A 15,595-nucleotide genomic window follows, 5' to 3' on the forward strand; every position below is an offset into this window, starting at 1 on the left:
GATTAATATTTTAAAATGATAACCTTACACCGCCAGAAATATTTTTATGAATTGGATAGTTTCTTCCCTCGCCACTTAAGTTAGCATCTGGATCAAAAGTGTTTTTATAAAACCCTAGTTTGCTAATGGTTATTAAGTTAGTAGCAGAAGCAAAAACCTGGAAGTTTTTAAATCCGATTTTTTTAACCCAATTACTTCCTATCGTATAAGAGAGATTGATATTACGTAAACGAATAAACGTAGCATCTTTCATCCAGAAGTCTGAACGCTTAATATTATTGGGATTTAAACCCAAAGACGCGGCAGGCAATTGTGCATTCGGATTTATATTGCTAGTAGGGTCGGTTGGATTAGGCTTCCAACGATATTGATAATGATAATCGTGAGGAATAGACTCATTCGAGAACATCGATGCCGAAGCACCAGTTACATAGAAATTAAATCCTGTTGACCCCTGCCATACCATTTCTAATGAAAACCCTTTATAAGTTGCTCCCGTAATTAAACTGTAAGTAATCTCAGGAAATGTTCCTTTACCAATAATATCCTGATCGCGCCAATCTAACAATCCATCTTTATTTAAGTCGACGTATCGAATATCTCCGGGTTTTAAACTTGTATTACCAACTCCATCTTGATTAAATCCTAAACGGTTAATTTCAGCCTGTGACATAAACAAACCATCTGATTTATATCCCCATGAAAGGTTTGCAGAACGGCCAGTTAATTGGAATATTCTGATTTGGTCAGGGTCGGTGTATATTGTTTCATCCCGGTAATCCCAACGATTTTTTGTTAAAGTAAAAGTTGGCATAATGGATAACTGAACACCCTTTACTTTAGGACGATAGTCAATCATCAATTCAAATCCTCTATTGCTTTGTCTATTCAAATTCACTAATGGCAAAGTGGCTCCAAAAGTGGACGGTACAGCCCTTTGTTGTGTCGCTAATATTCCATCTCTAATCCGATAAAATATATTTCCCTCCACAACTAATTTACCTTTAAAGAAAGATAAATCTAAGCCAAGATTGTAGTTAGTAATACTTTCCCAAGTTATATCAGGATTGGGAAGTCCTGTAGTGCTAATGGTTTTGTAATTGGTATTGCCAATGATATAACCATTTGGATCAATATCATATCCAGTTAAATAACTAAATTGACTGGTTCCATCATTACCAGACTGACCATAAGAAAGTCTTAACTTACCATTGTATAACCAAGACGATGCCCTATCCATGAATTTTTCCTTAGAAAAAACCCAACCAGCAGAAATGCCTAGAAAGTAACCCCATCTTGAATTTGAAGGGAAATTAGCACTTGCATCAGCGCGTAAAATGAATTCAGCCAGATACTTACCTTCAAAATCATAATTTAATTTACCTATATATCCAACCCTAGACATTTGGCTTTGCGTTCCTGTATTCTCTTGAAAATCTTGTCCTCCAGAAAATAGTTGCTGAACAGTTGGTGACAATAAATCACGACGATAAGCCATCAACGAATTACCTCCATTTTTAATTTGTTCAGCAATGGCCATACCACTGATACGATGCTTACCAAAGGTTCTGTCATAATTCAATTTCAACATTGGATACACTTGAAAATAACGCGCATTCGTTTCTCTCAATGAAATAAAGTTTCCCATATTAGCCATATAGGTATAAACCTTTGTTTCATAATCATAATCATATACTTCTGCAGGAAGATTAAAAGATTTTGTATAATCTGCAGATTGACTAAGCAATAAATCCACCCCTACTTTCAACCCTTGAACAAATGGAACAGTATAAGTAAGACCTACTTGACTATTGAAGAAATTAGAACTTGTTCTGTTATACCCTTTTCTACTTGCATCTGTTCTTAAAAGTGGATTACGTCCCTGAAATCCTGTATAAGCATTTCTAGTGGGGTCTGGTAAATAAGGATTATAGCGAGGTTGTGCAGTACCAAAATCAACCATTACATCTTCAATAGAACCCACCGTTTGTTGCTCTCCAAAACGGTACTGCATATCAAATCGCATAGAGAGGTTTTCTGCAATTTTTGCATCAACGTTTAATCTTGCGTTGTATCTTTTGTAATAATAATCACTAGAAGTAAATACACTCTGTTGATCAGTAACACCCAATGAGCCAAAGTATTTAAGATTTGCAGAACCTCCACTCACGGTGATGCTTTGCTGCATCATTGGTGCACCCCCACGGAACAAAGCATCACGCCAATTGTAAGATCGGTAATTGGGCTCTGTTCCAGCTTTATATTTATTTACCACATCTTCTGTAAAGTCACCAGGATTTAGTCCATAATTAAGTGCTGCTTCTCTACGTAATTCTGCCCAATCGCCCGCATTAACTGTATTTTGGAATGCAGATGGCATTTGGTATGTATATGTGCCAGTGTAATTAATTTGAGGTGCTCCAGTTTTTCCTCTTTTTGTAGTAACGAGAATAACACCATTTCCGGCTCTCGCTCCATATATTGCAGCAGAAGCATCTTTCAAAATGGAAATAGATTCAATATCATTTGGATCAATACGATTAAAAGGAGTAGGTAAACCATCCACAATAATCAACGCATTTCCATATCCTCTAATTTGTAAGTTTGCATTATCTGCGCCAGGTAAAGCATTCTCTGTTTTAGCTATTAAACCAGGTAATCGTCCAACTAATAACTGAGAAGTATTTGGCGCAGGGGCAGATTGCATTTCTTTAGTACCAACTTGCGCAACTGCTCCTGTAACAGTAGCTTTTCGTTGTGATCCATATCCTACCACAATTACTTCTTGCTGAGAGATATCCATTTTTTTCAAAGCAACCTTTACCGTTGTCATTCCTTTCACACTCACTTCTTTATTTTCCATTCCAACAAAAGAAACGACTAAAATCATAGAGGAATTATCAGGAATAGTAATGGTGAAAGCACCATTCGCATCAGCACTAACACCTTTCCCGGTTCCTTTTACAGAAACAGAAGCACCTTCTAGTGGCAAACCTGTTTCATCTGTTACCACACCCTTTAACACTTGATCAACCAATGGAGTTTCCTTTTTTAGGGTAGTTGATTCCTCCATTGGAGGTTTTTGTTTAATTACAATGGTATTCTCAATTATCGTATAGGTTAAAGGAGACTTCTGCAAACATTCCTGCAAAGCACTCTGCAAGGAAAGATTCTTGCCTTCAACACTAACATTGCCAATAAGGTCTAAAAGCTCTGTAGTACAAATAAAATTAAAACCAGTTTGCTTTTTAATCTCTTTAAGCACTTTTTGAAATGGCACATTTTTCAATGAGAGATTCACAGGTTGTGCATTGGTTTCAGCAAAGACCTGCAAGCAAGCAACAAAAATAAAAATGTTGATAAGCTTCATAATTAACAGTGCGCGCTTAACCGCAGGAAAGGCCTTGTTAACTTTTCGATTTGGCCGAACATTTGAAGATGAGAATAGCATAATCGTTGTTTTGGGTTTATAGTTGATTGCCGTATTAAGGCATTACAATTAGTTGTTTACCGTCAATTTTAAATTTAACTGCACCAGTTTGCTGTAACATGGTTAGCACCTGAGAAAGATTTACATTTCTTGAAATACTCCCTACAAAATGTTGTTGAATATTTCCTTTATAAGTCACATCAACATCATACCAGCGGGCCAATTGCCTCATAACAGCCTTTATATCTGCATTTTCAAATTGAAAATTGCCATCCTTCCAAGCAATAATCTCTTCGAGATTTATATTGTTTGTAATAGCAATATTACCTGAAGGTTTTAGCTGAGCTTGTTGCCCAGGATTAAGAAATTTAGTGCCTGAAGCTGATGCTACTTTTACTTTTCCTTCTACAAGTGTTGTTTTTACTGACTCTTCGTCTTCATATCCATTTACATTAAAATGAGTACCGAGCACTTCAACTTCCATATTATTCAGATGAACTTTAAAAGGCTTAGTTACGTCTTTCACAATTTCAAAATAGGCTTCTCCAGAAATATCTACCCTACGCTCATTGCCAGCAAATACAACTGGATACTTTAAGGAAGAAGCAGCATTTAACCAAACTTTACTCCCATCTGGTAAAGTGATTTTATATTGTCCGCCCCGCGGTGTTTGCAATAAATTATAAGCAACTTCATTTGTTTGACCATCAGCCGAATTATATTCCAGTTGACCGTCATTTTTCTTGACAACACTAGTATTACCTTGTTTTGCGAGTACCCCGTTTACCGCACTATCCAAAATAATAGTACTGCCATCAGACAAGGTCAATATAGCTTTGTCGCCTCCAGGTAATCGATCCTGTTTAGGTTGTTGCTTTTTTGTATTGGAATATATTTCTTTTTGATCTGAAGAGATGGATACTACTATTGAAGTAGCCACTATGAGGAATACAGCAGCAGCCGCAATCCACTTATATCGCTTAAAAAATATGGGTGATTTAACCTTTTTAAATGATTGTATATCTTGCTCAATTTTATCTTTACCCAATTGCATTTTTTTCTCCCACTCAGCAGGCGGGATGATAGAGTCTGACTGCTTTACAGATTGCCAGAGTGCTATCAACTCTTGATCCAAAGGTTCTTCATCACTAGACGCATTTAATAAAAGCCATAGTTCTTTGTATTCCTCTGGAGAAATCTGATTCTCTAGGTATTTATGTATCAGCTTTTTTAAAGCTACTTTTTGTTGACTCATATGCGCATTAAATAAGGTAATTATTATAGCGTCCCCAATACCTGAATGGCTTTGGTGCTAAACTGATCTGCTGTAGGATATTTACTATTTTTTTGAAACTCTTCCTTCAGATAAGTATTCATTGCTTTATAAAAATTTTGATGCAAAAAATACTGTTTTGTCTTTACTCCAGCTTCGTTAATCAATGACATTTGCTTTGATACGCCATTTTCATATTCGTTGTTGTACATCTGCCAATGTAAAATGAATGGCAGCTTTAGTTCAAAACCAATTTTCATGATTTCTTTTGTTTCTTCATATTGCTTTTGAAGTGTTTCTGGCTTGGTAGCATTGGCTTGATAACCATACTCCCCAATTAATACTCTTCTAGAAAAAGGTATACCAGATTTAGGTTTGAGCTGCCCCTCTAGGTATTTAAAAATATTGTCTAAATCAATCTTCTTTTGAGCGTAGGTTTTATCTTTAATCGCTTCATAGCTAGAATAAGAAACCAAATCAACATCTACATTTGGCAACACACTACTAGCTACAGCAGGATCGCCATTCATCGCCTTTAAAACTAAATTAGCTTCTATATAATGGAATAAGGAGACATTGGCAGCAGTAGACGCTTTCTTTGCATCATCAATTGCTCTTTGCCTTACCTGAAACCACTTAGTCATATTAGCAATAAAAGTGGGGGAAGGAGTTACGGTTCTATCATAATTGGGAATTAATAGCCAATCTCCCTCCCAGTTACCAATGAAAAATGTTTTACCAGAATTATCATAAGTTTTAAGAATATAAGAAGCAAAATCAAACATCTCATCATAGATGATTTTCTCGCTGGCTGCACTCATATTATTTTTCCAATCTACATTGGTTAAAGTATGTACCCAGAAAAAAATATACTTGAAATCCATATCGCATACATTTTTATACGGTACATTATTTGTGAAAAGCGATAATGTATTGGTACTTTTAATGACTTCGTTTATTCCATAAATGTCAGGGGAATTTTTACCCAACGATATTTTAAGAATATTAGACCCCATTTCACGTATTCTTTTGGCCTGTTCAACCAGTTTATTTTCTGAAGTAAACTGATAACTTCCAGAAATAGCATGGGTACCTAATACAAAATTATAAGGTGCTAATTGCAGTGTTTCATTAGTAGGGGTCGTTACAGGAGTAGTGGTATTAGGCGCATCGGTCTTTTTACAAGAAAATAAAAAGAAAGCACCCAAAAGCAGTACTTGAAATGGCAATAATCGCTTCATTGTTTTATCTATATGGCTTGTTCGTCTTTTATAAGACGAACAAAAAGCAATGATGTACTAATGGAGCTATAAAAATTTTTCAAAAAAACTAGCTGGTAGGAGTAGAAGGGCATTGTGCTTACGAAGATGCTCTCGAATAAAGTCTACAGAAGCTGCAAGGTGATTCCGCACAGTATTAGTGGACAGATTCATTGTTTCTGCAATTTCAGTATAACTCAAGCCTTCATTTTGTCGTAATTCAAATACTTTTTTCCGCTGAGGAGATAATTGATTGATTGCTTCTTTTATTAAAGCTTCTAGATTATGTTGATGCAATCGGGCGTCTGCACTTTCAGGGGTGGTCAAATCTGTAATAGCTTCCCACACTGCCTCTTGCAATATAGGGCTGCGTTTGGCTGCTCTGAAAAAGTCAATAGCTTTGTTGTGTGCCACACTATATAAGAAAGCTTCTAACTTTTTGATTTCAGTAATGGCTTCTCGTCCATGCCAAAGTTTTAAAAAAACATCTAACACAATTTCCTCGGCAATTTCCTTGGATTTAGAGACCTTATAGAGGTAATTGAATAGCTGATTGCGATACCGCTGAAAGATGACGTTAAAATAAAATTCATCCCCCTCCTGTATTTTAATCAGGCAGAATTCATCACTATACATATTGGCAAAGTCAGTCATTGGCAGTAGCAACCCTTTCCGCGTCTAACCAAAAGTAAAGGAAATGTTATAATTCTGCTAGATTATAAAACCATTAAAAGTATATATTAAATTTAAAATAAATATACATAAGCTTTTAAGGGGGGATTTAGGCTATTATTTAACCTCAAATTCTAATTGTCGACCTTCACTTAATGCCTTTTTATCCATACTAGTACCTACCCCAATCCCAATTGCCATACCAATTGGCAATCCGATTCCTAGCATTCCCAAATTACCAATACTTAACCCAAATGCGACCCCCATTGGCAACCCAAATGCGGACATTCCAACTACCATCCATAATTTTCTATAATAATTGATTGGTACAATTTTATGCATTTTCTCTACTAATTTTATAACGCTATTTTCTTTTGCTTTAATTTTCTTTACTAAATATTTATCACTGTCGGATAGGTTATTTAATTCTTCAATATCGCGGTTAATTTGATCAACTGTGGTATTTGGCAATTCCTTTGATTCTAGTGCCTTTAAAAGGCTGCCAAATTGTTGATATGCATTAAATGCTTTTAAATTATTAGCAATTCCTTGTCTCTCAATTAATTTTATCATATTTATTTTTAATTCGCAGGATTATTTTTGCTTTATTTTATTAATATAGGTTATTACATTATCCGAAAAACAGTAAGGCTTTTCCTTATCTAATTTAGCCGCTTTATTATAAATCATTATGAATTTAACAGGATCGTCTATACTATTAATCAGTTCATTTTTCAACCCATTACGGTCAATGATGTAAGCCATATAACAACCTGGAATATGACCAGACATTGGTGCAATATAAAGCTGTGTATTTTTTGTCTATTAAATCAGCGCTACCTTCATTTAACAATAAGGTCAAAGCTTCATAGAGGAATTTGTCTTTAGTATTCGTTAAAGATTTATTTTGTCTTAAGATATGATGCAGTTCATGTCCGCCCAATGAGCCTAACTTTAATTTGTCATAATGATAAACACAATACAAAGTGAAAACAACGTCTTTCTCTTCTGCAACGGCATCATTCATTAAAGGAATAAAATAAATTGTCGTATTTGTTGCTCTCTTCCACATTCTTTTTGGTAAAAGACTATAACAGTGCTTATACAAACTATCCCTATAACCGCTTTGATTCGCTTTGATTTTATGATAGTAATTCCATAATTCGATTTCTTGCGTTTTATAGTTATTAAAAATCCAGAGTATGAAATTTTTTTCTCGATTCATCAAGCGGGCTTTTAGCAAGCTATCATATTTGGGCATATAGGCATACTCTAAGTTTTGCCTATATATCTCTAATGTTGATTCATCAAGTGAATTGTTTTTTATATAAAGTTGAATTCCTGCCGAAGACAATAAATTCTTCCAAGATTCCTGAGATAAAGGAATATTTTGCTTTTAACTTTCTGTAATTGAAAAGTATTTATCTAATGCTTCAAAATTCAATTTCTGACCATTAACAGAAAGCGAGAAAACAAAAAGAAATATTATTAAATGTATTTGTTTCATGGTTTATGGAATTTACGAAATGGTAATTGCAAATTGTTTAAAATACTCGCCCAGAATGGCTCTCTTAATATAATTCATGCTCCCCAGGAACTAAATCTTGTAACTTGGGTAATGGTCTGATGAGGATTTTTTTGGTTTTTTGACTCAATAGTTTATCTGTATCATAGCGTTCTAATTTTTCAATTCTTACTCCTGTTGAAAGATTAAAGTCAATTGATCTCATAACCCCCTGACCGTCTGATAAATATTCAGTATACCCTATCAATTCAAAGTTGCCTTTTTGAAATCTGAATTTGTGTTCATAGTTCCCTCGCAACAAATCGAATCTTATTCCAAGGATTCCCTTGTTGATTGACACCTCACCAAATTCATCTCCAGTACGGTATCCGTCTCTGCCGTCTGGATATTGCGGTTCTATGATTTTTGTACTCGTTACAATAAGCTTGTATTGACCGCTTGGCTCTTTAAAGAATACTTGCAACCGATATGGTGCATTTTCATGTACCGTGTCCTGCGTTACAATTACTTTGTCTGGTAAGCCGTCTTTGTTTAAGTCGCCCTCAACTTCCATTACTTTATAACTGAAGTTGTATTTGGGGGCAACAGTTCGCGAATAGCTGGTTAGCTGGGTTAGGAGAAGAAAGATTATCAGGATATGTTTCATTTGAAGAAATTGATTATTTACAATTATAGTAAGCTCATAAATATTCTATAATTGTTTAAATGATTGCTTTTTATCAGATTTAAATACTTTAAACAAAACATATAAGGTAGACAAGAACCACCAAGTAAATAGAAATAAGAACCATTGTAATACTTCTGTAGTTCTTGCTATTGCTTTATTATACGTTTGTAAGAGTCTTAGTATTTTTTTGTCACCGTTTATTTCATCAATTGTTGCGGGATATCCAAAAGTTTTTAAACTAGGCGTTGAAGGAAGTGATAACCACAGAATTACTATAAGAATACCAAAAACAATCGTAGTACTTTTAAAATGGTCAATTGCTTTATTTATAGCAGTGTCTTTTTTCCGGCTTCTAAAATACGCCATGATCAATAAGACAAGTGACGCTAATAAAATAGCCGGTCCAAAAAAAGTAATGAAGTCTAATTCTTCGAGCATAATTTCAAATTTATTCACCTCGTGAATGAGTTACAATTAGCTTTTGCCAGCTAAAAAATGAATATAGGTATAAATATCTTAATATAAAAAGATTGCTTCATAACAGCTACTTAGTATGTATCTTTATTGCCTAAACCTAAATTTAACTGTATGCCGAAAAAGAACGCAGAACCAAAGAAGAATAAACCAACAAAAAAGAAAAGCTCCGCACAAAAAAAAGCGGATCCAAAGAAAAAAGCACGCTAAGATTAAAAATATAAAGAGCCCAGTTAATAGCTGGGCTCTTTATATGTATCTCTCTTCTGTCGTTAGTCCTTGTAAATTGCTATTTTATAGGTTTTTTGAAAATTTGCTTTACTTCTTTCCAACTGAATGATACAGTCATTAAGAATGTCATTCGGTGTGCTTTTTTATCATTTACCGAATTTAGTCTTTTGAGGGGGATTGGAATTGTTCAACCTAATTACAATCATTGTAATTACTGACTTTTGCATTTCTCATTACTGGTAATACCAACAAAACTGCTAAAATTTTACTGAGATACATATTCTACATTTTTTGACCCATCAAAAATGATGATATTTTTAAAGGAGCCTCTATTCACTCCTATTTGGTATTTATTACTAGTGACATATAAATAAACTGGGCTTCCATCATCCAATTTTCTGATTTCACTTTGAATAATTGTATAAGTTTCTGCTAATTCCCATCGAAAATTAAAAGTACCTCGTAGCCAATATTTCTGAATTGTAGTTGGAGTAAACTCAAATTTTACTGTAGTCTGCATTCTATTATATTGCCCAGGGCTTTCGTCTTTATTCCAGCTTCTAGAAATATCATATCTCTCAGTAAAACTTTCATTGATCTTAATCGGACCGGTTTCTGTTTTGCTGGTATTGGGTTGATTATTGCCGTTGTTATTTCTGGCAGCTGCTGCTCTATTTTCTTCCGTTTTTCTGCGGCCTATTTCAGCTAATCTTGCCATACTATTGGGAGATTCCCTCCCTTCAAATACAAGGTCACTCCCGCTTTTTCTGCCCTTGTATAGCGTAAGCGCCATGCAATATTCGTTGCCTCCACAGGATACCATACCATCTATTTTGTTCAGCCCTGCTTGAAAAACTACATGATCAGCAATTCCATCGCCGGTAATATCGCCTACTGCCAATGCACCGTAGTTCAACTCCCTGTCTTTCGTATTGTCTACAATTGGCATTTTTAACTTTGGGATTCCATTTTTTTGGTTACAACCAAATACCTGAGGATAGCCCCCCAATGAAGCAACCACGTCTTGCAAACCATCGTTGTCTACATCTCTAACTAATAAAGGACTTCGGTACATTTCGGATGGGTTACTGCCCGTTGCTATTTCGGTAAGCTCAAATGCTTTATTGCCTTTGTTTATATAACACAACATTTTGTATGCCTTTTTGCAAATAGCAAAAATATCAGCTCTACCATCTCCATTTACATCTGCAATTGCTAAGCTTTCTATATCGTAAGGTGTAATTAGTTTTATTTTTCCCAGCGGTTCATTTCGTACTTGTGCTTGTAGATTTTTTACCAAAGGCATCAACTGTATTTCAATACCATCATACAAATTTTTACCCGCTACTCTTTTCACAAAATCAGCACTACCATTGCCATCTAAATCTCCTATACCACCTAAATATTCAGGACCTACATTAGTTCCTATCCAAAAGCCCATTTTATTCTTTTCGAATTTTTCTGTTGGATAATGGGTAAATGCAGCCTTCCCGTTGTTAAGAAAAATTCCGCCCGGTGCCAGTATATCTATATTACCATCCGCATTATAATCGTGCAGCACAAAATTCTCAATACCCAACTTGCCTAGCAATGTGCTTACATAATAGTTTTTTCTTTCTAATATCAGCAATTGCAGAGAACTATCCGCTAGATTTAGCACTACAAGATCGGTTTTCTTATCTGCATTTAAATCTGCTGCAGCTACCAGAAGCCCCTTGCCATTAGAGGTTAATGCCAGCCTAGTATACCTTGATGCAGTAGGTGTTCCATCACCATAGTACATATCTATATAGCCTGCTTCACTGTAACTAGTTAGCATATCTGTAAAACCATCTCCATCAAGGTCAATTATTTGCTGTCGGTTTGGCCAATCGGTATAACTACGTCGTGAATTGACAACCCAATAACCTCTGTCCATTAATTTAGTATCATCGATTGCTGCTGTGCCACCTCGCATTCCATTTAATAAGCCACCAACAAGCGGCGGCGCTGTGTTTGAATTTGAATTGGCAACATTTACACTTGGATTATTAGGAGTAATCTTTTTATTAGTAAAATCGCCTTTGGCCAACAATGGCTGAATGTCTTTTAAACTTATTTTAGAGTATACAATGGGATCAGAATACGAACCCACTTTTGGCCAAAGCATTTTATTTTGCCGGGTTACAAATACTGGGATGTTTCTACCATCCTTCAAAGTAATAAAGGATGCACCCACAATACCCGCTTCGGGCAATTCAATTTTAAACCAGTTTATTGGATGAGGGTATTTTTGGAAACCAATTACACCAGTCCAGCATTCGCCTTTTTCATTGGCCACTATTAGGTCATACTGAGATACGGCGAGGCAGGTATAATTGCCTGGTTTAGGCGGCTTCGCTCCAGCATTTGCTCCATTTCTATTATAATAGAAAGAGTCGGTTAATGCCCCTTTTTGTCCTCTTGTTATAAAACTATAGTCGTAGCCTCTGAAATTGGCAGCCACTACAATGCCCCTGAGGTCTTCTTCTATTCCAAACTTTCCATTAATAGGTATATCGTAATTGGTTATACGGCCACCAGGCTTGTTGATACAGCTTACATATAATCTACTGGTTTCGCCAAAAGCTGCAATAGGTGTACCTGGCATTTCAACAACTTTTTCACTTTCTTCTACAATTTTGTTACCCTCTCTTTCTAAATAAGCTATAATAAATTTATTGCCCTCGGCCCACATAACCATTGGGCCAGAGCGGCCGGAGTAAGGTAGCGCTTGTAATAATTTACGACCTGGTTTTGGGGTAAAAATGTATGGCTCCTCTCGGGTAATGGCATTTCTGTAAATTACAATGCGACCATCAGTTGTTTCGTATGCCCCACATAATAACTCTGGACTATTTTCAAACACGTTCACAGGTGCAGCAAAATCGGCAGGTGGTGGTTGTAACTGTTCTAGTTTGCCAGTTGTATCAATACGATATAAGGCGTAATTAGCCGTGGTAATATATAATCCCTCAGGGCGTGCTTTGTAAGCAGGTAATACCGCCTGCGCATTACTAAAAGTAAATGTTACAGTAATTAATAAATTTACAAGTAGCAGACGAATGTATTTAAGTAGGAACATGGCTGTGCAAAGTTTGAGGGACCCGATTTATTTCAATCAAATTACTAAACTTTAGCCAGAATTTCTCTTACTTATTGACAGAATACTGTTTAAGTTAATGGTGAATTTTTTCTGGTCTGGAAACAAATTTTTCTAAACCAATACTTCCCTATCATTAAGCAAATTCTATACGGGTTAATAGCAGTTGTTTATTCAAATAAATCATTTGTAAAAAGAGGTTGATTTAAAATCACTATATCTTCTAATCCTTTATCGACAAGCCAGTTTAAAAAGCTTGTCACTCTTTCCTGTTCCATAACACCACAACTAGATTCATCTCCGAAATAAGGAATTGAAAACATGATTGATTTTTCTACATCAATATTATTGAGATCATACTCGGTCATGTAACTTTTTAAAATCTTTACCGATTCGGCTACATTTTTTTTGACATACAAGAAACCTTTTTGGGTGGTCTTAATAAAGGTTGAATAGAGTTCTTTATTCTCTGCAATAGATTCCCGCTTTGTCAATACAATGGGTGAATAGCCATAAGGTATATTGAAGTCAGCTAATGTAAACTTGTTCAATTCAATACCCTTGCTGCTAGCTTCAATCCCCTCCCAATTATCAAAAATCCATGTAGAATCAGCTTTACCAGTCAACAGCGTATTCCAAATGCCAAGCTTTTCAGGATAAACTATTTTGATATCTCCTTCACCCCCATCGTTTTTAATCATTTCTTTCACAATATAGTCTTCATAACGTGCCTTATAAGAGGCGTATGATTTGCCGTCAAGCAACTTTGGGGATGAAATATTAGCTGATTTGAGCGAAGTAATACAGCTTAAATCCTTTTGTAAGATTGCGTAAATCGCTATTGCTTGAACTTGATTTACTTTATTATTCAAGCTTATAACCGTCTCAAAAGGCGCAATTGCTAAGTCAGCAAAATCAAGCTCCAATTTTTTTCCTGGTGTCATCGAATACTGATCATCTAAGGGATTTAAGATTTGAAGATCAATCCCTTGTTGATGATAAAGTCCTAACTCTTTTGCAACAATAAATCCAATATGATTGACATTGGGAGTCCAATCAAGTGCTAATCTTAATTCAGTCATTTGCTATGGGTTAAACGCCTCTTATCTATTATGAACTATACTCTTCCATTTTATCTACCAACAACTTATGTAATTCATCGAAGTTTATTTTTAAGGCACTAGCCGAAATACTTATTGGTGAACCATAAGTTTTATAATTAATTTCCATTCCTTTCCGTTTAATGGTGTTTTTTATTTTGGCAATATAATCTTGAGGATTTTTAACAATAAGCATTAAGAATTTTTCATTCATTACTTGTGCAACCTTAATTTCTTGGATATCCTTCCAGGATACAAGACCTGCTGAAACACCACTAGAATTATCAATTATTCCCTGACTATTAATGATAATTCCTGCTTTTTTATCCGAAATTTTAGGAAAAATAGCAACCGCTACCAATCCAAAAAACAAGACTGAAATAAAGCCTACAATGGAATATATTGAAGAAAGACCAAAAATTTGGTGGCTACTAATTGGTGGATTTATCAAAAACCAGAGTCCAATGAGAACAAAGCTAATTGCACCAAATAAGATTAAAACTAATTTTTTTTTACTAAGAGGAATTTCGATTTGTTCTTCTTGCATCATTTCGTGCTAAATAATATGTATAATGAGTGTGTCTCGATATTTCAACTACGCAAAACGAAATTCCGCTTATAAATAGAAAATTTATAATTTGGAATTCAAAAAATGCGTTAATAGATTGGCATAAAATAGCTTTTAGCTATTGCGAGTTCTTTTGAAAATTTGTTTTACACCTTTCCAACTAAAAGAAATCGTCATAAAGAATGCCATCCAAGTCGCATGAAATACATGATACTTCCACGAATGTTTTTCTTCAAAAATGAATTCATCGGCAATTAACCAAGCTATAAGCCAGTAAAGCCAATTTAGCATAAATGATACACTAAATTTCTTCAATGGAGTCAAACCGTTATGCCATTCGGTGTACTTATTTATCATTTTACTAAGCTATTATTTTCGCTTTCGGTTAATAATTTCTTCAATTCCCGGTTTGCAAGTAAACAAATGCCAACCACCAAAAACAATAAAAATCTTATCGTATGCATCTAATAATTGGTCAATAGTTCCTATCAAATTTTGATCTCGTATTTGCTTTGAAACTCTACCAATTTCTTGAAATTTACCTTTTGGATCAAATGGATTGGAAGGCTCTGGTCTATTTATATCAAAGGGTCTTCCAACTGTCTTTTCAAAACTTGCCTTGAAAAAATCGAATGATTGTTCTGTTTCAGTAAGATTTACTTTACCTAATGTCATTATATATCCTTGAATAAATTTGTTAAACTCTTTCTCAACATCTTGCTGATTAAATATTTTCCTACCTTTTAATTCCCACATTAGTCGCTCATTAACTACGTAAGCAATAAACTCTTCAGTAGAATATCTCTGTAAAAGATTTTTGAACTCATACGCTTCATTCATATCACCGTTTACACAACTTAATTTTAAGCTGTCTGCTAAAATTTTAGTTAGCCCAATCTCACCATCACTGAGTATTGCCTCTTTTTTTGAAGTGTAAATCTTTTGAGAAATATCCCCGCCTTCATTAACACAAACGTCTGGACGGAAAGCGAAAAAAGCAGCTTCAATTTTTTTGTATAGCGGATTGTTGAGATCTGCCTTACTCAAATGCATTGTTCCACAGAAGACGATTTTTTTCTTTCCGTTTGTAAATTCTACAATATAAGGATTCGATGGAAGTTGTCCATTTTCAAGTTTTAAGTCAAGATAACTTACTGTTGGATAATTATATGTAGTATCGCTTTTTTGCTTCTGAGTATCTTGATTTTCTTTCTTGTCTGTATTGATACAGCCAAAAACTAAAACTAAAATTAATGGTACGATTTTCATTTTAAA

Annotated in this window: 14 protein-coding genes; all 14 read right to left on the reverse strand. The window is 34.9% G+C overall.

The annotated features are described in order from the left end of the window. Positions 1-10: 10 nt before the first annotated feature. A complete protein-coding gene (locus ACTIEI_RS10205; protein ID WP_439506191.1) occupies positions 11-3,370 on the reverse strand; it encodes a TonB-dependent receptor in 3,360 nt (1,119 codons plus the stop codon). 115 nt (positions 3,371-3,485) lie between these two features. Continuing rightward, positions 3,486-4,685, reverse strand: a complete 1,200-nt coding sequence (locus ACTIEI_RS10210) for a FecR family protein (RefSeq protein WP_439506192.1) — start codon at positions 4,683-4,685, stop codon at positions 3,486-3,488. Positions 4,686-4,708: 23 nt separating this feature from the next. Next, on the reverse strand, positions 4,709-5,944 hold the full coding sequence (locus ACTIEI_RS10215; protein WP_439506193.1) for a hypothetical protein: 1,236 nt from the start codon (positions 5,942-5,944) through the stop codon (positions 4,709-4,711). Between the two features lie 66 nt (positions 5,945-6,010). Next, positions 6,011-6,616 (reverse strand): RNA polymerase sigma factor, encoded by a 606-nt coding sequence (locus tag ACTIEI_RS10220; RefSeq protein WP_439506194.1) that lies wholly within the window; start codon positions 6,614-6,616, stop codon positions 6,011-6,013. A 135-nt stretch (positions 6,617-6,751) separates the two neighbouring features. Beyond that, a complete protein-coding gene (locus ACTIEI_RS10225) occupies positions 6,752-7,207 on the reverse strand; it encodes a hypothetical protein (protein WP_439506195.1) in 456 nt (151 codons plus the stop codon). Between the two features lie 21 nt (positions 7,208-7,228). Continuing rightward, positions 7,229-7,399 carry a DUF5700 domain-containing putative Zn-dependent protease gene (locus ACTIEI_RS10230; RefSeq protein WP_439506196.1) on the reverse strand — a complete coding sequence of 57 codons (171 nt, stop codon included), beginning with the start codon at positions 7,397-7,399 and terminating at the stop codon, positions 7,229-7,231. Continuing rightward, on the reverse strand, positions 7,383-7,988 hold the full coding sequence (locus ACTIEI_RS10235) for a DUF5700 domain-containing putative Zn-dependent protease (RefSeq protein WP_439506197.1): 606 nt from the start codon (positions 7,986-7,988) through the stop codon (positions 7,383-7,385). Before ACTIEI_RS10235 ends, ACTIEI_RS10230 begins: the two co-directional genes overlap by 17 nt. A 217-nt stretch (positions 7,989-8,205) precedes the next feature. Beyond that, positions 8,206-8,805, reverse strand: a complete 600-nt coding sequence (locus ACTIEI_RS10240; RefSeq protein ID WP_439506198.1) for a hypothetical protein — start codon at positions 8,803-8,805, stop codon at positions 8,206-8,208. A gap of 45 nt (positions 8,806-8,850) precedes the next feature. Then, positions 8,851-9,264 (reverse strand): hypothetical protein, encoded by a 414-nt coding sequence (locus ACTIEI_RS10245; RefSeq protein WP_439506199.1) that lies wholly within the window; start codon positions 9,262-9,264, stop codon positions 8,851-8,853. Positions 9,265-9,796: 532 nt separating this feature from the next. Continuing rightward, a complete protein-coding gene (locus tag ACTIEI_RS10250; RefSeq protein ID WP_439506200.1) occupies positions 9,797-12,634 on the reverse strand; it encodes an FG-GAP repeat domain-containing protein in 2,838 nt (945 codons plus the stop codon). Positions 12,635-12,822: 188 nt separating this feature from the next. Beyond that, positions 12,823-13,734: an ABC transporter substrate-binding protein gene (locus ACTIEI_RS10255; protein WP_439506201.1), complete on the reverse strand. Its 912-nt coding sequence runs from the start codon at positions 13,732-13,734 to the stop codon at positions 12,823-12,825. 28 nt (positions 13,735-13,762) lie between these two features. After that, positions 13,763-14,302 (reverse strand): STM3941 family protein, encoded by a 540-nt coding sequence (locus ACTIEI_RS10260; protein WP_439506202.1) that lies wholly within the window; start codon positions 14,300-14,302, stop codon positions 13,763-13,765. Positions 14,303-14,434: 132 nt separating this feature from the next. Beyond that, positions 14,435-14,677 carry a hypothetical protein gene (locus ACTIEI_RS10265; protein WP_439506203.1) on the reverse strand — a complete coding sequence of 81 codons (243 nt, stop codon included), beginning with the start codon at positions 14,675-14,677 and terminating at the stop codon, positions 14,435-14,437. Between the two features lie 12 nt (positions 14,678-14,689). Beyond that, positions 14,690-15,589: a hypothetical protein gene (locus ACTIEI_RS10270; protein ID WP_439506204.1), complete on the reverse strand. Its 900-nt coding sequence runs from the start codon at positions 15,587-15,589 to the stop codon at positions 14,690-14,692. Between the last annotated feature and the right edge of the window lie 6 nt (positions 15,590-15,595).

The sequence above is a fragment of the Sediminibacterium sp. genome, assembly GCF_051860225.1.
In the GTDB taxonomy this organism is placed as follows: Bacteria; Bacteroidota; Bacteroidia; order Chitinophagales; family Chitinophagaceae; genus Sediminibacterium.